A 21,643-nucleotide genomic window follows, 5' to 3' on the forward strand; every position below is an offset into this window, starting at 1 on the left:
CAGGGCGTAAGCTCTGTGTGCCATCTTCAACTGCATAAGGAGTAAGGATGAACACAGAGTTAATGCTGCAGTATTGTGCGGCCGGTATTTTTGCACTGGCCGTATTACATACTTTTTCCACCAAATATTTTCTGCATCTGGCGCACCAGAGTAAGCACCATGCCGGGCTCTGGCATTTGTTGGGTGAGGTCGAGGTGGTGTTTGGTTTTTGGGCCTGTGTTCTGGTATTGCTGATTTCTGCCATGGTGAATCAGAAAGAAGCAATCCATTATCTGGAAGCGCAGAATTTTACCGAGCCCTTATTTGTATTCGTGATCCTGGTGATCGCAGGCACCCGTCCGGTACTGTGGTTTGTGCAGAACGTAGTCTCGCGCATAGCACGCGCATTGCCGCTTAACACGCAGCTCGCTTCGTATTTCTTATGCCTGTCGCTGGTGCCTTTATTTGGCTCGTTTATTACCGAGCCGGCCGCAATGACGCTGGCGGCACTGATGTTGCGGGACAGTTTTTTCTCTAAAGCGATACCAGAAAAAATGAAGTACATGACACTCGGTGTCTTGTTTGTGAATGTGTCGATAGGCGGCGTGCTGACTTCTTTTGCGGCTCCACCGGTGCTGATGGTGGCGGAAAAATGGGGCTGGGATATCGCCTTCATGATGCAGAATTTTGGCTGGCGCGCGGCGATTGCGGTGCTCGTGAATGCCTTGTGGCTGACTATATTTTTCCGTCGTGAGCTGTGTGCTTTAGATCAGGCCGCTGGCTCAGACACTAATACACAGAACGCGACAGCGACGATACCTTTGAGTGTGGTCGCGATCCATTTTCTGTTCCTGGCAGCGACCGTCTGGTTTGCCCATTATCCAGTCGTGTTTCTTGGCTTGTTCTTATTTTTCCTGGGCTTTACCGAAGCCTATCAGCAATTCCAGGACCGCCTCATGCTGCGCGAAGGTTTGCTGGTCGCATTCTTCCTGGCGGGTCTGGTGGTGTTGGGCGGTAAGCAGGAATGGTGGTTGCAGCCGATATTGGCCGGGATGAATACCACCGTATTATTTTTCGGCGCAACCGGGCTGACCGCGATCACTGATAATGCAGCGCTGACTTATCTGGGCTCATTAGTCAGCGGCTTATCGGACAGTGCAAAGTATGCACTGGTGGCCGGTGCGGTGACTGGCGGTGGCTTAACTGTGATTGCCAACGCACCCAATCCGGCCGGGTATGCCATCTTGAAAGACTACTTTCATGAAAAGGCCATCAGCCCGGGCGGTTTGTTTTTGTCGGCGCTGATACCGACCGCTATCGCAGCTGTTTGTTTCCGTTTCTTTTAACCGGGGATGGCTGCCTTGCTGCAGCCTGTCTTGGTCCTGACGCTGGCTGTGCAGAATTACCTGCACGGCTTAACGTGAAGACGCTGATTGCCTGCTGCAAACGCAGAGTCTGGTCAGCTAAATTCCCCGCAGAAGCTGCAGCTTCTTCGACCATGGCCGCGTTTTGCTGCGTCATCTCATCCATGTGTGCCACCGCGCTGTTCATTTGCTCCACACCTTCTTTTTGCTCGCGGCTGGCGATCGTGATTTCATGGATAACAGCACTCACATGCTGCACTGACTGTACTAAGTGTTGCATGGTAGCTGAGGTGTCCTGCACCAGTTGATTGCCTTGCCCGACTTTATTGACCGAGTCATCAATCAAGACCTTGATTTCCTTAGCTGCACTGGCTGAACGCTGCGCCAGATTCCTGACTTCGCTGGCGACTACTGCAAAGCCGCGTCCCTGTTCACCGGCACGCGCTGCTTCCACGGCCGCATTCAGTGCCAGGATATTGGTTTGGAAAGCGATGCCATCAATCAGACTGATGATGCTTTCTATCTTACGCGCTGAACTACTGATTTCCTGCATCGTATCGCCGACCCGGCTTACCATTGCACCACCCTGATGAGCGACTGCTGACGCAGTTTCCGCCAGCGTATTGGCTTGCGCTGCATGGTCGGAATTCTGACGTACTGTCTCCGCAAATTGCTCCATGCTGGAGGCGGTTTGCTCCAGGCTGGACGCCTGCGATTCGGTACGCCCCGATAAATTCATGTTGGCATCTGCGATTTCCCGTGTGCCGCTGGAAATGGCTCTGGCATTCAGGTGTACATCATTAATGACGGAAACCAGATTGATATTCATCTGTCGCAGAGCCTGCAATAGCTGGCCCATTTCGGTGTCATCACCGCGCGGTATGTTGCGTGTCAGATCGCCACCGGCGATCGCTCTGGCGGCACTGACAGCAATCCCAACGGGATTGAGTAACTTTACGTGGATGACCACCCATTGATAGATCACCAAGGCTGCGCAGGCGATCAGACTTGCGACATTTGCCAGACTTGTGCCGTGTTCCGCGATATGCAGTCCACCCCAGATCAGCAGCGAAAGCAAAGTCAGACTCATGCCCAGCGCGAGTCTGGGCTTGGCAGCTAGCCGTAAGCGGCGCGCGATGCGGCCAGTCACAGTATCGGATAACAAGCGGCCTTCGCGTAGTAACAGACCCGTTTCACGACCAGCACGCATGCTTTGGTACAACTGGCTGGCTGCTTCGATTTCCTTACGTTCGGGCTTAGTCCTGACCGACATATAGCCAACCACCGCACCATTTTCGATTAAAGGCGTGACATTAGCGTTGACCCAGTAATGATCCCCGTTTTTACAGCGGTTCTTGACCAGCCCAGTCCACGGAATGCCACGCTTAACGGTATCCCATAAATCAGCGAAGGCTTGCGCCGGCATATCAGGGTGACGCACGATGTTATGTGGCGCACCAATCAGCTCGTTTTCGTCGAAGCCGCTAAGCTCCACGAAATACGGATTGCAGTAAGTGATTTTTCCCTTCAGGTCAGTCTTGGAAACGATGGAATGCCCATCTTTCATCAAAATTTCACGACCTGTCACTGGCAAATTTGTGCGCATAAAAATCTCCGCTGAAGGCGCGGAAGTGAGTATTCAACCGCGCCAGGTATGTTTCAGCATAGAACATGAACGTTCAGGTAGCGGAGGAAATGTCGTTTCCTTTGCCTAAATACCTGTCTATGAGGCAAGTATGCTGAAAAGAAGCGGGATTAAAGCACAAAAACAGAAAAAGTTCCTCAGGGAAACTGTTTGTGCTGAATCGGCTTGATACGCAAAAACTTAGATGTGGTAAGCAGTGCTGGTCATGATTTTAGCCATCGCCTTCATCCCCAGTCTGACTGGCAATGGTGTGCCTGTTGCTCCCAGCTGTTGAGCCGCAGCACCGTGGGCGATTTCGTCAATGCGCATCTGATCGACAATCGCGCGTGAGCGCAAATCGGCAACTGGCAATTCCCTGAGATGCCCCTCCAGATGAGCTTCTACTTGTCGTTCTGTCTCGACCACAAATCCGAGGCTGGCTGCATCGCCACATTTCGCAGCTATGACACCGCAGGTGTAGGCGCCGGCATACCATAAGGGATTGAGCAGGCTGGGTCTGGAATTGAGTTCTTTCAGGCGGCGTGCAGTCCAGGCCAGGTGATCCTCTTCCTCTAAGCAAGAGTGTGCCAACTGGCGCGCCACTTCCGGCGCATGCGAAAAAGCAGCTTGCGCATCATAGAGTGCCTGGGCACAGATTTCACCTACGTGATTAACCCGCATTAAACCTGCACTATGTTTTTTCTCGGCTTCACTGAGTGCTGACTCTGTAATACCAGCATCCGGATCTGGGCGCGAACTTCTGGTCTGGGCGGAAACAGTACGTAAAGCCCGGTCTAAGCCTATGATCAGGCGGTCGGTGGAAAGAAATGGCATCTTGCTGTCCTTGCAGAAATTTTTCGCCTTATTGTAATCCAAGCCCGGCCTGCACCACACTTGCCAACTGCTTTTCACTGGCTTTCTTGATATGCCTTAAATGATTGTTTAAATTGAAATTATTGAAGGGTTTTCTGAATAAAACGCTGTGGAGAAACCAATTCACCAACAAATTGTTGTCTGCTAACCACATAAAATTTGCATAAAAACGGTCGTTCGCAAATTCTCTTTGCTCAAATGCATTTGCTTTGGTTCAATGGAGTTCAACTTCTAGCAGCGATATTCCGAAGTGTTTGCACTATCCCTCAGACAAAATAGCCAAGCGCAGAGCTATGTCTGAAAGCCTGACTGACCAACTTATCTGGAGACTTTGACAATGAAAAAATCAGTACTCGCATTAGCTGTTCTTGGTATGTTTGCCTCTGCGGCGCAAGCCCAGTCCTCAGTAACTTTGTACGGCATCATTGATGCAGCGGCGGTTTACAACACAAATCAGGCAGCAAATGGTGGTGGCAAATTTTCCGTAGATGCTGGTCAATTGCTAACTTCGCGCTGGGGGATTAAGGGTTCTGAAGATTTGGGCGGTGGTTTGAAAGCAAATTTCAATCTGGAAGGTACGCTGGCCAATGATACCGGCGCGGCCGGTGCTGGATTCGGCGGCAATAGCTTTACTCAGGCGGGTAATAACACTTCCTTGTTTGACCGTTTATCCTGGGTTGGTATATCCGGTGATTTCGGTGCCGTGACACTGGGTCGCAATAACATTCTGGGTGTGGATTCTGTCGGTCTGGCGGACCCTATGAGCCTGGCACATGCGGGAACCAACCCTAACATTATGTTCAGCGGCATGAATTCGGGCGGGTTTTACGGTGGTTTTGGTACGAATCAGGGCGGTTCTGCCTTACGTCAAAATAACTCGATTAAATATGTTTCTCCCATCATGTCAGGCTTTGGTGGTGCGCTGATGTATGGCTTCGGTGAAAAAGCGGGTGATAACAGTGCCAGCTCCTATGCCGGTCTGTCAGGGTTTTTCACCGATGGCACCAATGGTGCAGCGATTGCTTATGCAAAAATGAAAGACGTATCGAATGCCGCGACGCTGACCAGCTGGGCGGCCGGTGCTAAGTACAAGGTCATCCCGACTTTGGGCTTGCGTGGTACTTACTCACATAGTGTCGTGGATGGCAATATCGTCATTGCACCATTTGGCAATGCGAATAACCGTAAAATTGCCGTGATCGGTCTGGGCGCAGATTACTTTTTATCTGATCAAATTACGCTGACTGGTGCTTATTACAACACCAAGCGCTCAGGTGACTTTGAAGGCAAGGCCGACCAGTTCATTGCTTTAGCAAAATATGCTTTCAGCAAACGTACTACTGCCTATGCCTCTGTGACTTACGCCAAAGCGGGCTCCGCTGCAATTCAGGATACCTCTCTGGCATTGGGCATTATCGGGGTAAATACCGGTAGTTCACGTGCCGGCCGTACTGCGGTAGGTCTGTTGCACTCATTCTGATTGCAATTCAATCCAGAAAAAGCCGCGTTTCGCGGCTTTTTCTTTTTTCTCTAAGAAAGCTTATTTAGAGAAGAAGTGATATGTTTTATATAATGGTCGTTGTCAATTTGAGACAATTTCTTGCTTAATTTGGCTAAAAGTGGCGAATCTGCTTGTGGCTTATAAGCAAAATTTGGTCAAATACGTAAAACAGTTTTCAGAATTAGCAGTTTTTAGGCAATTGTGTCGCTTCCGCTGGTGTTTCAGTTTTCTGCGATGCAGCTGCAAAATTAGGTTTATCTCAAAATCCTTTGGAGAAAAAAGAAATGAAAAAATCCTTGATCGCTCTGGCCGTTCTGGCTGCTGCAGCAGGTTCCGCACAAGCACAATCTTCCGTTACCGTGTACGGTGTTCTGGATATGGCTTTCAATGCAGAAAACAATGGCCAGTTTTCTAAAGGCAAAGGCAACATCTTCTCGCTGGATAGCGGCGTGCAATCCGGTTCCCGTCTGGGCTTCAAAGGCTCTGAAGATCTGGGCAATGGTTTGAAAGCTAACTTCAAACTGGAAATGGGCGTACAAGCTGACACAGGCGCATCTGCGCAAGGCGGTCTGGCATTTGGTCGCGCAGCATGGGTAGGTTTGTCCGGTGACTTCGGTGCGGTTCAGGTTGGCCGTCAAAACAAACCAATTTTCGATGCAGTTGACGCAGTGGATCCATTCAGCACCGGTATCATCGGTGGTTCCGCAACTGACAGCACCAGCGCAACTGGCCTGGGTAATCTGTTGTTCGCAACTAACCCACGTTCTAACAACACCATTAACTACACGACTAACAACCTGAGTGGTTTCACAGGTTCCCTGGCTTACTCTGCTGGTGAGCAAGCTGGTAACGTTGGTAGCGGCCGTGGTATCGGTGTGTCTGCTTCTTATGCAGGCGGCCCATTGCTGGTAACTGGTGCTTACCATGCAGATAACAATGTAGCAGTTGTTACAAATGCTACTAAAACAGCATTCATTGGTGCAACATACGATTTCGGTATGGCTAAAGGTGCTTTGTCTGTTGGTAAAGTTAAAACTGACAATGACAGCGTTGCATACAAACTGTGGAGCGTTGGTGTAACAGTTCCTGTCAGTGCAGCTGGTGCAGTGATCTCTTCCCTGACTATGGTTAAAAATGACGTAGTTAGCAGCGATAACGCTTCTAACCAGTTCGCTCTGGGTTACACACACTCCCTGTCCAAGCGTACTAACCTGTACACATCGGTTTCCCGTCTGAAAAACGATGCTAAGGTGAATGCTGGTGGTATCGCTTCCGGTATCGGCGCTACAGAACGTATGTTCAACGTTGGTATCCGCCACATGTTCTAATCATCGGCAAGCTTAGGCTTGCTGTTGAAAAGATCAAAAACAAAAAGCACCTTCGGGTGCTTTTTGTTTTGTTGTTTGTAAAATTTAAATCTGCCTGTGAGTATGTGTGTTGGTGTCGCAACTAGCCTCTCATACACCGACACTCAGGAAAAAGTGTCGAACCTGTGCAGGCAGACGAGCAGATTTGAATTGCCCATGGTAAAGCCAGGCCAGCGCTTAAGCGACCGGCCTGGCGGTGCGCGCAGATGGGATACGAATTAAGAAGCTGGCATCGCCACGCCAAAATGCTGGTAAGCCAGTGCAGTCGCAATCCGGCCACGCGGGGTGCGCTGCAGATAGCCTTGCTGGATCAGATAAGGCTCCAGTACATCTTCTATGGTGTCGCGTTCTTCACCGATGGCTGCCGCCACGTTATCAAGCCCGACCGGGCCGCCGCCAAATTTGAACAAAATCGCTTCCAGCAGCTTTCTGTCCATCAAATCAAAACCAGCCTGATCCACGTCCAGCATACGCAATGCCGCATCAGCAATGGCTTTGGTGATTTCACCATTGCCTTTGACTTCAGCATAATCCCTGACCCGGCGCAGCAAACGGTTGGCGATACGCGGCGTGCCGCGTGCGCGGTTAGCGATTTCACGCGCGCCGTCTTCCTGTATCGGTGCATTCAGCAGGGCAGCCGAGCGCGTCACGATGCGCGTCAATTCGTCAGCAGTATAAAATTCCAGTCGCGCCACGATACCGAAACGGTCGCGCAGCGGGTTGGTCAGCATACCGGCGCGCGTCGTCGCGCCAACCAGTGTGAATGGTTGCAGATCCAGTTTTACTGAACGTGCGGCTGGTCCTTCACCGATCATAATGTCGATCTGGTAATCCTCCAGCGCCGGATACAGAATTTCTTCCACCACCGGTGACAGCCGGTGTATCTCGTCGATGAATAACACATCATTGGCTTCCAGATTGGTCAGCAGCGCTGCCAGATCCCCGGCACGCTCCAGCACCGGCCCTGAAGTCTGGCGCAGATTGACGCCCATTTCACGCGCAATGATGTGGGCCAGTGTGGTTTTGCCCAGACCCGGCGGGCCAAACAATAAGGTGTGATCGAGCGCTTCCTGACGCTGGCGTGCAGCCGCAATGAAAATCTCGAGCTGACCGCGGATTTTTTCCTGCCCTACATACTCATCGAGCTGCTTAGGGCGCAGGGCGCGTTCTATCGCTTCTTCCTGTTGCGACACAGGCGTAGCAGCGATCAGGCGCGGCTCAGAAAAGTCGATAGACAGATTATCGGTTTGTATACTCATGGCGGGCTTCCGGTAGTGCTGAATTAAGGCGCAGTCAGGTTAGTGGCTCAGGCTTTAGATAAGGCTTTTAAGGCCAGCTTAATGCCTTCCGAGACGCCACTGTCTTTCGGTACCGCTTTGAGTGCAATGCGTGCCTCTTTGTCTGAGTAGCCAAGTGCCAGCAGCGCATTCAGTATGTCTGCGCTGTGATCACCACCAGGGCTGGCTTCAGCAGCGGAGAACAGGTCGGCACCCAGTTTGCCTTTCAGCTCCAGCAGCAAGCGCTCAGCGGTTTTCTTGCCTATGCCGGGGACGCGGGTGAGGCGACCGGCTTCCTGCATGCTGACGGCCTGTGCCAGATCCGCTACCGACATGCCGGACAGGATAGACAAGGCAGTACGTGCGCCGACGCCTGAAATTTTGATTAACTGGCGGAAGGTGGCACGTTCTTCGGCGCTGCCGAAACCAAACAGCACATGCGCATCTTCGCGTATCGCCAGGTGCGTCAGCAGTACCACTTTCTCACCCAAAGGTGGCAAATGGTAGAAGGTGCTCATCGGCACATCGACCTCATAGCCGACGCCCTGACAGTCGATCAGTAGCTGAGGGGGATTTTTTTCTATCAGGGTACCTGCGATGCGACCTATCATGCTGAACTTTCATACTGTATGAATAAACAGTGATAGTAAACGATTCTGTCTGGATTGAGGAGGGTGCAGGCAGGATTTTCCATCGCTCAGCAGCTTTCATCGCCGCAGCGCAGTCTGATACAACTGAAAAAGCTGCTTAGTATAGATAGTCCGCACAGAATAAGGCTGTCAGGCCATTTTGCCTTGGTAAGGCGCATGAATACTCAGTCTGTGCTTTCAGAACACAAAGCTCTATCAGCCTGTCAGCCTATCAGACGTCCGGCTTTCACGCGCAGCCCGCGTTTCGCCAGTTCCGGCGCGATAGCGCCCAGTGTGGCTAAGGCATCACCGCTATGGGCATGGCAAATTGCGACGCCCAGCGCATCGGCCGCATCCGGGCTGGGTGTGCCAGATAGCATGAGCAGCCTTTGCACCATATCCTGCACCTGCTCTTTGCTGGCGCGCCCTTGACCTACTACACCTTGCTTCACTTGTAAGGCGGTGTATTCAGCCACTGCCAGATCGGCTGCCACCAGCGCGCAGATTGCGGCGCCACGTGCCTGACCCAGTAATAATGTGGATTGCGGATTGACGTTGACGAAGACTTTTTCTATTGCCGCACAATCGGGCTGATAGGTGCGCACGATTTCGGAAACGCCGGAGAGGATAGTCTTGAGCCGTTCCGGCAAAGAGCCTTCAACGGTTTTGATAGTGCCGGAAGCGATATACGTCAGCTTCTGCCCCTGTTTGTGGATGACCCCGAAACCTGTGGTACGCAGGCCGGGGTCTATGCCTAATATTTTCATCGTTTCTCGTCATTCCTGCGCAGGCAGGAATCCAGTGGCTTACAAGATGCCTGAATATAAATCATTCCAATACGGATTAGTGGCTTCTATCAGCTTTATTTTCCACTCCCGGTTCCAGGCTTTGATTTGCTTTTCGCGCCGGATCGCAGATTCGATGGAGTCGGTTTGTTCATACCAAACCAGTTGATCAACGTGATATTTTTTCGTGAAACCATCCGCCAGATGCTGTTTGTGCTGAAAAACTCTTTGCACCAGATCACTGGATACACCTACATACAGCGTACCATTTCTGCCGCTGCTTAGTATGTAGATGTATGCCGACATAGACGCTAAAAAACGCCGCTGGGTTCCAGCCTGCGCTGGAACGACTGGGTATTAATGACGGAAATGACGCGTGCCAGTATAGACCATCACGACGCCGCGTTCATCTGCGGCATCGATGACTTCCTGATCGCGCATGGAGCCGCCTGGATGGATCACGCAAGTTGCACCGGCATCCACCACCACATCCAGACCATCACGGAAGGGGAAGAAGGCGTCGGACGCGACCGCAGAACCGCTTAAAGTCAGACCGGCATTTTGTGCCTTAATCGAAGCGATGCGGGCGGAATCGATGCGGCTCATCTGACCGGCGCCGACACCCAGTGTCATGCCATTGCCACAGAAGACGATGGCATTCGATTTGACGAACTTAGCGACGCGCCAGGCGAACATCATGTCTGCCATTTGCTGCGGTGTAGGCTGCAGTTTAGAGACCACGCGCAGTTCTTCCTGCAAAACGTTTTTCGCATCCGGTGCCTGTACCAGCAGACCACCGCCTACGCGTTTCAGGTCGTACTGATTGACGCCGCCGCCCAAAGGAATTTCCAGCAGGCGCACGTTTTGTTTGGCTGCGAAAATCGCTTTTGCTTCTGCTGTAAAGGAAGGAGCGATCAGCACTTCAACGAATTGTTTCGCGACTGCTTCTGCAGCTTTACCGTCGAGTTCGCTGTTGAAGGCAATGATGCCGCCAAACGCCGAAGTCGGGTCAGTCTGCAAAGCTTTGCTGTAGGCTTCCAGCGCATCGGCACCGAGTGCGACGCCACATGGATTGGCATGTTTGACGATCACGCAGGCTGTGCCCTGGAAGGATTTGACGCATTCCCAGGCCGCATCTGCATCGGCGATATTGTTGTACGACAGTTCCTTGCCTTGTAACTGGGTGTAGTTGGCCAGCGCGCCATCCACTGCTTTCAGATCGCGGTAGAAAGAGGCGGACTGATGCGGGTTTTCACCATAGCGCATTTCCTGCACTTTTTCGAAATGCAGATTCAGGGTTTGCGGATAGGCACTGCGTGTCGCATGGGCCTTGTCTTCTGCCAGGCTGGTCAGGTAATTGGTAATGGCACCGTCGTATTGCGCGGTATGGGCGAATACTTTTTTAGCCAGTGTGAAGTTGGTGTCATAGCTGACTACATTCGCATTGGCCTTCATTTCAGCCAGCACGATGCTGTAATCACTCGGGTCAACGATCACAGTCACGTCTTTGTGATTCTTGGCCGAAGAGCGCAGCATGGTCGGGCCACCGATATCAATATTCTCAATCGCGTCTTCCAGCGAGCATTCTGCCTTAGCGACAGTTTGCTGGAATGGATACAGATTCACTACCACCATGTCTATGGTCGGGATGCCATGCTGTTCCAGCGCTGCCACGTGTTCAGGCAGATCGCGTCTGGCCAGGATGCCGCCATGTACTTTCGGATGCAGGGTCTTCACACGGCCATCCAGCATTTCCGGAAAGCCGGTGTAGTCTGCGACTTCAGTCACAGCCAGGCCATTATCGGCCAGCAGTTTGGCGGTACCGCCAGTTGACAGCAGTCTGACACCGAGTGCTGACAATTCACGTGCAAAATCGAGCACACCGGTCTTGTCGGAGACGGATATGAGGGCTTGTTTGATCATGATAAGTTTTGAGAGTGAGGAAATCGGTGTCAGCCTGCTGAGCTATCCTAGAGCAAACCGTGTTGCTGCAGTTTTTTACGCAGGGTATTACGGTTGATACCTAACATATCCGCAGCCTGGGACTGGTTGCTGGACGCGCGTGACATCACCATTTCTAACATGGGTTTTTCTACGGCCAGTACCACCATGTCATAGATATTGGAGGCAGGTTGTTCGCCCAGATCACGGAAATATTTTTCCAGATTTTTGTGAACGGCGTCTTGGATACTATCTTTGCTCATGCTGTTTTTATTCAGTTCGTTCAGTGTGTTTATGCAGGGCGGCGTTTTGTGGCTGCGGGTAGCAGCAAAAAACGCAAATGGGTGTTGCTCGTTGCTACCTAATGCTGATCAAGCCGCCAGTTTTTCTTCAAAGGGGCGGTATTGTAACCGTTCCCCCGCCATGCAATCAAAAAAATGACCAACGGCTGCGAGTTGCTCTTCACAGTCGGTCAGCAGATTCATTTGCTGCCGGAATTCCTCACCGCCGACCAGATCCTGTACATACCAGCCTATATGCTTACGCGCAGTCCGGACGCCCAGGTACTCACCGTAAAATGCATAATGCGCCTGCAGATGATGCAGCATCAGTTGCCTGACTTCGGCAATCATCGGTGGCGGCAGATGCTCGCCAGTTTGCAGAAAATGCGCTACTTCACGGAAGATCCAGGGACGACCCTGCGCCGCACGACCTATCATGATGGCATCAGCACCGGTGTATTCCAGCACAAAGCGCGCTTTCTCCGGTGTGGTGATATCGCCATTGGCCACGACCGGAATTCCGACCGTCGCCTTAACTTGCGCGATGGTGTCGTATTCCGCGTCGCCTTTGTAAGCATCGGCCCGGGTTCTGCCATGCAGGGTCAGCATTTGTATGCCAGCTGATTCCGCCATGCGTGCAATCGACAAGGCATTTTTATTGGCTCTGTCCCAGCCGGTACGGAACTTCAGCGTGACCGGTACATCGACTGCACTGACGACCGCATCGAGAATTTGCCCGACCAGGCTTTCATGCTGCAATAAGGCGGAACCACACCAGGCATTACAGACCTTTTTGACCGGGCAACCCATATTGATGTCGATGATCTGCGCACCTTTATCCACGTTGTAGCGTGCACAGTCGGCCAGCATTTGCGGATCGGCACCGGCGATCTGGACCGCCTTGGGCTCCATCTCACCTTCATGGTTAGTGCGGCGGGTGGATTTCTCGGTTTCCCATAATTTAGGATTCGATGCAGCCATTTCTGATACGGCGTAACCGGCACCCAGCTCTTTGCATAACTGACGAAAAGGTCTGTCTGTCACGCCGGCCATAGGAGCAACAAATAAATTATTTCGCAGGAGATAAGGTCCGATTTGCACGATGAATCTGAGGGGAATTTTGAAGAAGCGCTATTCTACCTGAAAGCTGCCTAAATAATTAGCAAAAACAGCCTGTGTGGCAGGCTTTATTTATTGTGACAAATAATCATTTTTCATTGCCTTTTTTTAGCGTGTTTCTGCATCTGGTGGTGGACGACGGTCGTCGTCAAAACTGTGTATACTTTGTTCATGGATTTGCGCTGTTTTTTTGTTCAGTCTCGTTAAGTCTATCTACTCTTGTAACAAGTATGAATTCCTGAGCTGTCTGACAGTTGCTGGCGAACGGGTGTTTGCAGTGATCTCAGGAATGAATATTGACATCAGGAGGCACTATGCAGGCAACAGCATCTTTACCCAGAATTACCATCGTCGGTGGTGGAGCAGGAGGTTTGGAACTGGCAGTCCGTCTCGGTAAGCGTTTAGGAAAACGCGCTAAGGCGCACATCACGCTGGTTGACGCCAGCCGGACCCATGTGTGGAAGCCCTTATTACATCAGGTGGCAGCCGGTACGCTGGACAGTCATGCTGATGAACGAGAGTATTTTGCGCTGGCCAGGAGTAATCACTTTACTTTCCGCTTAGGCCGCATGGAGGGGCTGTCGCGTCAGAGTAAGGAAATTTTTCTGGCGCCGGTGCTGGATGAGCATGGTGAAGAGCTGTTGCCGCGGCAAGCGATCCCTTATGACACGCTGGTGATCGCACTCGGCAGCCAGACCAATGATTTTGGCACACCCGGCGTGCGTGAACATTGCATCATGCTCGATTCGCTGCCCGCTGCGCAGCGCTTTCATGAAAAATTGATTAACAGCTGTCTGCGTGCGCAGGCGACTTCCACGTCTGCCGGTGCAGGACGCTTCAACGTGACCATCATCGGTGGTGGTGCGACCGGTGTTGAACTCGCGGCCGAGCTGCATATGACCACCAGTATTCTGTCCAGCTACGGATTGCGCAATTTTCATCCCGAAAAAGAAATCAAGATCGCCATTGTCGATGCCGCGCCGCGCTTACTGCAAATGTTGCCCGAACGTTTGTCGGATGCAGTCGCGCGTGAATTACGCGGTATGGCGATAGAAATACACAGTAATGAACAAGTGCAGCAAGTGAGCAAAACCGGCGTGCACATGGTGAGTGGCAAAGTACTGCCCAGCAGTATCGTGGTGTGGGCAGCCGGGATTAAAGCGCCGGAATTTCTGAAGGATCTGGATGGACTGGAGACGAATCGCCTGAACCAGCTGGTGGTGAATCCGCAATTACAAAGCAGTCGTGATCCGGCGATTTTTGCGATTGGCGATTGCTGTGCCTGTCCGCAGGGAGAGGGGCTGCCGAATGTGCCGCCACGTGCGCAGAGCGCGCATCAGCAAGCCAGTTTGCTCGCGCGTTCGCTGGAGCGTCAGTTGCAAGGCAAATCCTTACTTGATTTCCGTTATAAGGATCATGGCTCGCTCGTATCGTTAGGTAATTACAGTACGGTAGGCAGTCTGATGGGCGCCATCGCCAGTGGTTCTGTATTTATTGAAGGGACGCTGGCAAAGTGGATGTACTGGTCGCTGCATAAGCACCATCAGGTCGCAGTGAATGGCTTATTTCATACCTGGTTATCGACCTGGGCCGAAACCATAGACAGAGTAAGAAATCCACGTATCAAATTACATTAAGCGAATAAGGATGAGCGAACAAGGATGAGACGCAGCAGGCTTTTCAGACTGCTGCGGCAGCTCTTTCAGGCTTGTGTCTGATTGATTTCATCCAGCGCATCAGCCGCATCCAGGTGAGCGATATCGCCCCACTGTAATAAGCTGATTTGACCGTCCTGGTAAACAAAACGGTTAATGCTGGCGTTATAAATCGTGACTTCGCGTGGCGCATCGAGTGGCAGTTGTTTCGCGGCGCGATACGCGCATTCCAGTACGCCGCCATGCGCGACGATGGCGATTTTTTTGCCGTCGAACTGACGCGCATAATGAAGAATATGCTCCATCACGCGCTGGTGAAAGCGGCGTATGGTTTCACCCGCATTTTCACCGGGAGGAAATTCCGCATCCGGATCATGCGCGCGCCAGGCCGCATGTTCTTTCGGATATTTATGCGGCAGTTCGCTATACAGCTCCCCTTCAAAACCGCCAAAGCAGCGTTCGCGCAAGCCTGGATCTGTACGCGTGCTCAGGCCTTGCAGGCGAGCGATCTCACCTGCGGTCTGCACGGCTCTTTGTAAGTCACTGGCGATAATGGCATCCAGTTTTTCATTTTGTAATGCTGCCGCCAATGCCTTGGCCTGACGCCTGCCTTCCGCATTGAGTGGAATATCGAGATGGCCTTGCAGTCGTTTCACCGCATTCCAGGCAGTTTCGCCATGGCGTATCAATAAAATTTCTGTCATGGCTCAGGAGGGTATTGCAGTATTAGCCGGTGCACGCTTGGTTTCCAGCCAAAAGGTGACTGGCCCGTCATTGGTGAGCGATACCTTCATGTCAGCGCCGAAGCGACCGGTTTGCACCAGTGCGTGCCGACTGCGTGCCTGGTCCACGAAGTAATCAAACAATTCCTGTGCCACGGCAGGCGTAGCAGCAGGTGTGAAAGAGGGGCGGGTGCCGGACTGGGTATCGGCCGCCAGCGTGAACTGCGGTACCAGCAGCAAGCCACCCTGGGTATCGCGGATACTCAGATTCATTTTTCCAGCTGCGTCGCTGAACACCCGGTAACTGAGTAATTTAGTCAGCAAGGCATCGGCTTCTTTGCGTGTATCGCCACGTTCTGCGCACAGCAACACCATCAGACCGGCATCGATACTGCCCAGCGTGTGGCCATCGACCACCACGCTGGCATGACTGACTCTTTGTAACAGCGCGATCATGCGCTGAGTGTGACGCGCGCAAACTTACGCTTGCCAACTTGCAGCACAAAGGTACCGGCTTCAACTTTCAAGCCCTTGTCGCTGATCACGACGCTGTCTATACGTACGCCACCTTGTTCTACCATGCGCAGTGCTTCAGACGTGGATGCACACAGATTTGCCTGTTTCAGCAACTGACCTATGCCGACCGGTGCGCCGCTCAGGCTGAGTTCAGGAATATCGTCCGGAATACCGCCTTTGGAACGGTTCACGAAATCTGCCAGCGCATCTTCACCGGCTTGCTTGCTGTGGAAGCGTGCCACGATTTCCTGTGCCAGTGCGACCTTGATATCACGTGGGTTCTGACCTTCCGCCACGGCTTTTTTGTAGCCTGCGATTTGCTCTATGGAGGTGAACGAAAGCAGGTCATAGTATTTCCACATCATTTCATCGGAAATACTCATCACCTTGGCGAACATGGTGTTCGCAGGTTCGGTGATCGCAATGTAGTTATTTTTGGATTTGGACATTTTTTCAACGCCGTCCAGACCTTCCAGCAAAGGCATGGTCAGAATACATTGCGGCTCTTGTCCGTAATCTTTTTGCAGTTCGCGACCAACCAGCAAATTGAATTTCTGATCGGTACCACCGAGTTCCAAATCGGATTTCAGTGCGACCGAATCATAGCCCTGCATTAATGGGTACAGGAATTCATGCACAGAAATCGGCGTACCTGCCTTGAAGCGTTTAGTGAAATCATCGCGCTCCATCATGCGTGCCACGGTGTATTTGGATGACAGTTGTATCATGCCGCGCGCGCCGAGCGGATCGCACCATTCGGAGTTGTAACGGATTTCGGTTTTGGACGCATCCAGCACCAGGCTGGCTTGCTTAAAGTAAGTCTGCGCATTGTCCTCGATTTGCTCGCGGGTCAGCGGCGGACGGGTGGCATTGCGTCCGGATGGGTCGCCGATCATGGAGGTGAAATCACCGATCAGGAAAATCACGGTGTGCCCCAGATCTTGCAATTGACGCATCTTATTCAGCACCACGGTGTGACCCAGATGCAAGTCAGGAGCGGTTGGGTCCAGACCGAGTTTAATTCTTAAGGGAACACCACTTTGTTCGCTGCGCGCCAGTTTCTGCGCGAATTCGGATTCGATGAGTAATTCATCCACACCGCGTTTTGCCACGGCCAGCGCGTGCTGGACCGCATCGGACAAAGGCAGAAGCTGATTAGGTGTGCTGGAGACTGGAGTTGGATTAGCTGTTGAAGTCATAATTAATTTACATCAAATTTTTTGTAACACCGCTGGTCATGGCTGCGCTTCTGAATCCATAATCAGCTTTTTGTCAAATTCTGGGTGGGGATAAACTCGGTATTTTGCCGTATTTTGTGCAGACTATTGATTTATAATCCCGTCTTTACTTTGTCAGCCGCATTCATTATTTTGCAATTTTTGCAAAGCCGACGGCGGCAACGACCTCGAATTTTCTATAAAACAGTCAATTTTAACTTATTGCATGCGTCCTACAGATAAATTACTTCGTGTGGCTACTGGCAGCAGACTGTTGTTCGGTTCGTCCCGTGTTTCCCGTGTTGTGAGCGTCACCGCTTTTTTCTTTGCCGTATGTGCCGTAGGTGCGACTGCAGTCGCGCCGCTGGCGCCCGATGCAGCAGATCTTCCGGTTAAAAAAATTACCCAGGTTTTAGCTTTACCATCACTCGATGAGCAAATCGCAGCGATCGCCGCCGTTGAACATCAGTATGTGCGTGAAGATGTGGTGCGACGTGGTGACACCCTCAGTGGCCTGTTGTTACGCCTCGGCGTGGATGATCAGGATGCCGACAAGTTTATCAAGTCCGATCCTGTCGCCCGTACTCTGTTGCAGTTACGCGCAGATAAAACCATACGTGTCAAAACCAATGAAGATGGCGACCTTGAATGGTTGCAGACCACGGTGTCTGATGGCCCGGATAAACCGGCGCGTAACCTGGAAGTCAAGCGCAATGCGGACGGACACTTTAGCGCCAGCGACAGCACAGCCCAGCTCGAACGCCGGATAGAAATGGCATCCGGTAATATCCGTTCCTCGCTGTTTGCAGCAACCGATGAAGCGCATATTTCTGATGCGATTTCTTCCCAGATCGTCAGCATGTTTGAGACCAATATCGATTTCCGTCGCCTGCAGCGCGGTGATCAGTTCAACGTGGTCTATGAAAGCTTCTGGCAAAACGGACAATTGATACGCACCGGTCGCGTGCTGGCCGGTGAATTCAAAAATGCCGGTAAGACTTTTCAATCGGTATGGTTTGATGAAGCCGGTGGTCAGGGTGGCTATTACACCTTTGACGGCAAGTCACTCAAAAAAGCCTTCCTGAAATCGCCTTTAGAATTTACCCGTGTCTCTTCCGGTTTCTCGATGCGGGTCCATCCTATTTCCGGTCAATGGAAACAGCATAAAGGTGTAGATTTCGCTGCGGTCAGCGGCACACCTATCCGTGCTACCGCTGATGGCGTGATCGATTCGGTTGGCCCTAGCGGTGGTTACGGTAATTTAGTGGTGGTACGCCATCATTCGAATTACACCACGGCCTATGCCCACATGAGCCGTTTTGCTGCGGGTATCCGTAAAGGCAGCCGTGTGAGTCAGGGTGAAGTGATCGGTTATGTGGGCTCGACTGGCTGGTCGACCGGGCCACATCTGCATTATGAATTCCGCGTCAATAACGAGCCGCGCGATCCTATGTCAGTGATCGTGCCGGATGCGCCGCCACTGGCTGGTGCAGATATGCCGCGCTTTAAAACCGTCGCCGGTGATATGCAGCATCGCTTTAATTTGCTGCGTCCTGAGCGTATGGCTGAATCCATGAAACTGGCTTCGCGCTGATCTGCGCAATGCAATATCACATCAGGCCGGACCGCGAGGTTCGGCCTTTTTTTTAATGCTGATGTGTGCCAGCTCGCCTGCTTTTGCAGTCAGGGTGAACGCGCCAGCCGTTTAGTGTTTGAGGACTTATGCATCCTTTACCTCCCATACCTCCCATACTCCCCATGAGTCAGTATATCTATATAGGGCTGATGTCAGGCACCAGCCTGGATGGCGTCGATGGCGTGATGGTGCAATTTGCGCCGGGTGGCGCGACGATGCAGATACTGGCTACTGCTTATCAGCCATTTGACGCAGCCTTGCAGCAGGCCGCCATGCAATTGCAGCAGCCCGGCGAGAACGAAATCGAGCGCGAAGCCGCATTGGCACAGCGTCTGGCGCAAGTTTATGCGGCCTGCGTGGCCGACTTGTGCAGACTGGCTCCGGATCAGACCGTACAGGCGATAGGTGTGCATGGACAAACGATACGACACCGGCCTGAACTCGGCTGGACCCGTCAGACCAATCATCCGGCCTTGCTGGCCGAACTCAGCGGGCTGGATGTGATTGCCGATTTTCGCAGTCGCGATCTGGCTGCAGGCGGGCAGGGCGCGCCCTTGGTACCCGCTTTTCATCAGGCGATATTCGGTTCATCTGTGCACCAGCGCGTGGTGGTGAATATCGGTGGCATCAGCAATATCAGTATCCTGTGTCCCGACGGAGCGGTGAGTGGCTTTGATACCGGTCCCGGCAATGTGCTGATGGATGGCTGGATACGGCAACATCTGGGACATGGCTATGATGCGGACGGCGCCTGGGCCGCCAGCGGTCAGGTGAGTCAGGCTTTGCTTGATTGTTTGCTGCAAGAACCTTATCTGCAACTGCCTGCGCCTAAGAGCACCGGGCGTGACTTGTTTCATGCTGAGTGGTTGCGCCTGCAATTGCGTGATTTTACCGACTTGGCTGCGGCTGATGTGCAGGCTACCCTGTGTGCCTACACTGCGCAGACTATCATCATGGCCAGCCTTGCACATAGCCCGGTCTGCGATGCGCTGTATGTCTGCGGCGGCGGTGCTTACAACAGCCAATTGATGCAGCAGATGCGTCATTATCTGGCGCTGTATGGCAGCAATGCGCAAGTACATAGCACAGCGGCGTTGGGCGTGGCACCGGAATATGTGGAGGCACTCGCATTTGCCTGGCTGGCACGCCAGTTCTGCCTGCGGCTGCCGGGTAATCTGCCAGCGGTGACCGGTGCCAGGGGCTTGCGCATCCTGGGGGCGCTGTACCCTGCCTGAGCAGGCTGAGGCCGCATCCTTTACAATCGTCCGCTTAGTACATTTACAGCACACATATTGAAAGACAGGACATGACAAAAGAACCCTTGCAACTACTCTATATCGCCGACCCTATGTGTTCCTGGTGTTATGGCTTCGGTCCTGAACTGGAGCAAGTGCTGAATGCATTGCCTGAGGCTGAACTGGACATCATGACCGGCGGTTTGCGTGCCTATGAAAAAGAAGTGTTGAGTTCAGAAAAACGCAGCACCATCATGGAACACTGGCGTCAGGTAGCGCTGGTAAGCGGTTTGCCGTTTTCTGATCAGGCCATGGCACAAACTGATTTTGTGTACGACACTGAGCCCGCCTGTCGCGCGGTGGTGACGGCCAAGCTGGTGGCCGATCATTTGAGTGGTCGCCAGTTGTTGCAAGTGTTCAGGGCAATTCAGCACGCGTTTTATGCCGAAGGCCGCGATGTCACGCAAGCGCAAGTGTTGACTGAAGTCTGCGTGCGCAGCATCAATCAACTCGAACAGGGCGCTGACTATGATCAGCCTAGTTTTGCCGAAACCCTGGCATCACCGGTGGCGATGGCAACGGTACAGGAAGAATTCCGCCAATGCCAGCAGTGGGGCGTGCGCGGTTTTCCCGCTTTGCTGATGGTGCATGATGAGGCTTTACATATGCTCACCTCGGGTTATACCCAAGCTGAGCAAATTCTGCAGACGATAGCGCAGGTGAGACAGTCATGAGCCAGCGCACGCCGCAAACAGAGATAGCGCCGCAAGGCCCGGCGTTTTCGCGCATCATCCTTGGATTGTGGCGGCTGGCGGAATGGAAAATGACGCCAGCCCAGCGTGTGAGTTTCCTGCAGCAGGCGCTGGAACTGGGCATCAATACCATCGATCAGGCGGATATCTACGGTGACTATCAGAGCGAGCTTTTATTGGGCGAAGCGCTGAACGCGGCGCCGGAACTGAAATCCGCCTTCCGCTTTGTGAGTAAATGCGGTATCTGCCTGCCATCGCGTCATCGCCCGGCGCATACGGTGCATCATTACAATACCAGCCGCGCGCACATTATCGCTTCAGCTGAAAACAGCCTGCAGGCGATGGGCATAGAACAGCTCGATCTGTTACTGATACATCGTCCCGATCCTCTGATGGATGCCGATGAAATTGCCGGGGCTTTCCTTCATTTGCAGCAAAGCGGCAAGGTGCGTCATTTCGGTGTCTCCAATTTCACCACTGCGCAGTTTGACTTACTCGCAGCGCGTTTCCCGCTGGTGACGAATCAGCTGGAATTATCGGTATTGCAGCAGCAGGCTTTGCATGACGGCACGCTGGATCAGTGCCAGCGTTTGCGTATTTCTCCGATGATCTGGTCCGCTCTGGGTGGCGGTACGCTGTTTCAGCAGCCTGCACCAACCGCGCAGATCGCCCGGGTACAAAGCGAGCTGCAACGCCAGTCTGCAGCCTCAGGGCTGCCAGCCAGTACCATCGCCTTGAGCTGGGTGCTGCAGCATCCGTCTAAACCCTTGGTACTGACCGGTTCCGGCCGGGTACAGGCCTTACAACAGGCGGTACAGGCCTGTGCTCATACGCTGAGCAGGCCAGACTGGTTTGCACTGTGGACGGCAGCTGCGGGTCATGCTTTACCCTGAAGTGGCCCAGCCACGCAATAATTGGAAAAAACAGATGAAAAAAACAGCTGACAAAATCTAAAAATTTTCCCTGTTTAAATTGATATTGTTGGTATAACATTAGCAAGACAAGTGTTCATGTTCGCTGATGCATAGCCATATCTATGGTCTGGTTTTGAGCTGATTCTGGAATGAGCATGGTCCGAACGCGACCAGATTATTGCCTGTTATCACTGACTACATCTTCATTGTTACGCATCACAGGGATGGTCGCCCGAGAAACGGCCAAACCTGTGCC

Annotated in this window: 20 protein-coding genes; 8 read left to right on the top strand and 12 right to left on the bottom strand. The window is 52.5% G+C overall.

All coding sequences use genetic code 11. The annotated features are described in order from the left end of the window. Positions 1-47: 47 nt before the first annotated feature. Positions 48-1,325 carry a putative Na+/H+ antiporter gene (locus H8K43_RS04615; protein ID WP_186902753.1) on the top strand — a complete coding sequence of 426 codons (1,278 nt, stop codon included), beginning with the start codon at positions 48-50 and terminating at the stop codon, positions 1,323-1,325. Here H8K43_RS04615 and H8K43_RS04620 read toward each other — a convergent pair. Both H8K43_RS04620 and coq7 read right to left on the bottom strand, forming a co-directional pair. Next, a complete protein-coding gene (locus tag H8K43_RS04620) occupies positions 1,294-2,949 on the bottom strand; it encodes a methyl-accepting chemotaxis protein (RefSeq protein ID WP_186902754.1) in 1,656 nt (551 codons plus the stop codon). The genes H8K43_RS04615 and H8K43_RS04620 overlap by 32 nt on opposite strands. A gap of 219 nt (positions 2,950-3,168) precedes the next feature. Next, complete coding sequence (gene coq7, locus H8K43_RS04625; RefSeq protein ID WP_186902755.1) at positions 3,169-3,801, bottom strand: 2-polyprenyl-3-methyl-6-methoxy-1,4-benzoquinone monooxygenase; 633 nt, start codon at positions 3,799-3,801, stop codon at positions 3,169-3,171. Positions 3,802-4,177: 376 nt separating this feature from the next. On the opposite strand from coq7, the gene H8K43_RS04630 reads away from it, so the two are divergent. Together H8K43_RS04630 and H8K43_RS04635 are read left to right on the top strand one after the other, a co-directional pair. After that, entirely contained in the window at positions 4,178-5,320 is a 1,143-nt protein-coding gene (locus H8K43_RS04630) for a porin (RefSeq protein ID WP_186902756.1), read from the top strand. A 305-nt stretch (positions 5,321-5,625) separates the two neighbouring features. Next, positions 5,626-6,669, top strand: coding sequence for a porin (locus H8K43_RS04635; protein WP_186902757.1), 1,044 nt, complete (start codon positions 5,626-5,628; stop codon positions 6,667-6,669). A gap of 257 nt (positions 6,670-6,926) precedes the next feature. Here the strand turns inward: H8K43_RS04635 and ruvB are convergent, their stop codons facing one another. The 7 genes from ruvB to dusB form a co-directional block, all read right to left on the bottom strand. Further along, entirely contained in the window at positions 6,927-7,967 is a 1,041-nt protein-coding gene (gene ruvB, locus H8K43_RS04640; RefSeq protein ID WP_186902758.1) for a Holliday junction branch migration DNA helicase RuvB, read from the bottom strand. Positions 7,968-8,014: 47 nt separating this feature from the next. Further along, positions 8,015-8,596, bottom strand: a complete 582-nt coding sequence (ruvA, locus tag H8K43_RS04645) for a Holliday junction branch migration protein RuvA (protein WP_162021699.1) — start codon at positions 8,594-8,596, stop codon at positions 8,015-8,017. A 242-nt stretch (positions 8,597-8,838) separates the two neighbouring features. Next, positions 8,839-9,381: a crossover junction endodeoxyribonuclease RuvC gene (gene ruvC / locus H8K43_RS04650; protein ID WP_186902759.1), complete on the bottom strand. Its 543-nt coding sequence runs from the start codon at positions 9,379-9,381 to the stop codon at positions 8,839-8,841. 39 nt (positions 9,382-9,420) lie between these two features. After that, a complete protein-coding gene (locus tag H8K43_RS04655) occupies positions 9,421-9,705 on the bottom strand; it encodes a GIY-YIG nuclease family protein (RefSeq protein ID WP_186902760.1) in 285 nt (94 codons plus the stop codon). A gap of 51 nt (positions 9,706-9,756) precedes the next feature. After that, positions 9,757-11,322 carry a bifunctional phosphoribosylaminoimidazolecarboxamide formyltransferase/IMP cyclohydrolase gene (purH, locus tag H8K43_RS04660; RefSeq protein ID WP_162021701.1) on the bottom strand — a complete coding sequence of 522 codons (1,566 nt, stop codon included), beginning with the start codon at positions 11,320-11,322 and terminating at the stop codon, positions 9,757-9,759. Between the two features lie 47 nt (positions 11,323-11,369). Then, the gene (locus H8K43_RS04665; RefSeq protein ID WP_162021702.1) at positions 11,370-11,603 is read right to left on the bottom strand and encodes a helix-turn-helix domain-containing protein; all 234 of its coding nucleotides are present in this window, start codon (positions 11,601-11,603) and stop codon (positions 11,370-11,372) included. A 108-nt stretch (positions 11,604-11,711) separates the two neighbouring features. After that, complete coding sequence (gene dusB, locus H8K43_RS04670; protein ID WP_186902761.1) at positions 11,712-12,722, bottom strand: tRNA dihydrouridine synthase DusB; 1,011 nt, start codon at positions 12,720-12,722, stop codon at positions 11,712-11,714. A 332-nt stretch (positions 12,723-13,054) separates the two neighbouring features. Here dusB and H8K43_RS04675 point away from each other — a divergent pair, with 332 nt between their 5' ends. Then, positions 13,055-14,377 carry an NAD(P)/FAD-dependent oxidoreductase gene (locus H8K43_RS04675; RefSeq protein WP_186902762.1) on the top strand — a complete coding sequence of 441 codons (1,323 nt, stop codon included), beginning with the start codon at positions 13,055-13,057 and terminating at the stop codon, positions 14,375-14,377. Between the two features lie 65 nt (positions 14,378-14,442). Here H8K43_RS04675 and H8K43_RS04680 read toward each other — a convergent pair whose 3' ends face one another. Genes H8K43_RS04680 through tyrS form a run of 3 tightly spaced genes read right to left on the bottom strand, consistent with a single transcriptional unit; the run spans position 14,443 to position 16,832 of the window. Continuing rightward, positions 14,443-15,099, bottom strand: coding sequence for a histidine phosphatase family protein (locus tag H8K43_RS04680; RefSeq protein ID WP_186902763.1), 657 nt, complete (start codon positions 15,097-15,099; stop codon positions 14,443-14,445). A 3-nt stretch (positions 15,100-15,102) separates the two neighbouring features. Next, on the bottom strand, positions 15,103-15,573 hold the full coding sequence (dtd, locus tag H8K43_RS04685; protein WP_186902764.1) for a D-aminoacyl-tRNA deacylase: 471 nt from the start codon (positions 15,571-15,573) through the stop codon (positions 15,103-15,105). Then, positions 15,570-16,832, bottom strand: a complete 1,263-nt coding sequence (gene tyrS / locus H8K43_RS04690; protein WP_186902765.1) for a tyrosine--tRNA ligase — start codon at positions 16,830-16,832, stop codon at positions 15,570-15,572. Before tyrS ends, dtd begins: the two co-directional genes overlap by 4 nt. 244 nt (positions 16,833-17,076) lie before the next feature. Here tyrS and H8K43_RS04695 point away from each other — a divergent pair, with 244 nt between their 5' ends. The 4 genes from H8K43_RS04695 to H8K43_RS04710 all read left to right on the top strand — a co-directional run bounded on the left by H8K43_RS04695 (position 17,077) and on the right by H8K43_RS04710 (position 21,366). Further along, on the top strand, positions 17,077-18,444 hold the full coding sequence (locus H8K43_RS04695) for a M23 family metallopeptidase (RefSeq protein WP_186902766.1): 1,368 nt from the start codon (positions 17,077-17,079) through the stop codon (positions 18,442-18,444). Between the two features lie 164 nt (positions 18,445-18,608). Beyond that, entirely contained in the window at positions 18,609-19,721 is a 1,113-nt protein-coding gene (locus H8K43_RS04700) for an anhydro-N-acetylmuramic acid kinase (protein WP_186902767.1), read from the top strand. Between the two features lie 71 nt (positions 19,722-19,792). Further along, a complete protein-coding gene (locus tag H8K43_RS04705; protein WP_186902768.1) occupies positions 19,793-20,455 on the top strand; it encodes a DsbA family protein in 663 nt (220 codons plus the stop codon). Further along, the gene (locus tag H8K43_RS04710; protein WP_186902769.1) at positions 20,452-21,366 is read left to right on the top strand and encodes an aldo/keto reductase; all 915 of its coding nucleotides are present in this window, start codon (positions 20,452-20,454) and stop codon (positions 21,364-21,366) included. Before H8K43_RS04705 ends, H8K43_RS04710 begins: the two co-directional genes overlap by 4 nt. The last annotated feature ends 277 nt before the right edge of the window (positions 21,367-21,643 follow it).

Source organism: Cognatundibacterium curvum, from assembly GCF_014284235.1.
Classification (GTDB): domain Bacteria; phylum Pseudomonadota; class Gammaproteobacteria; order Burkholderiales; family Burkholderiaceae_D; genus Undibacterium; species Undibacterium curvum.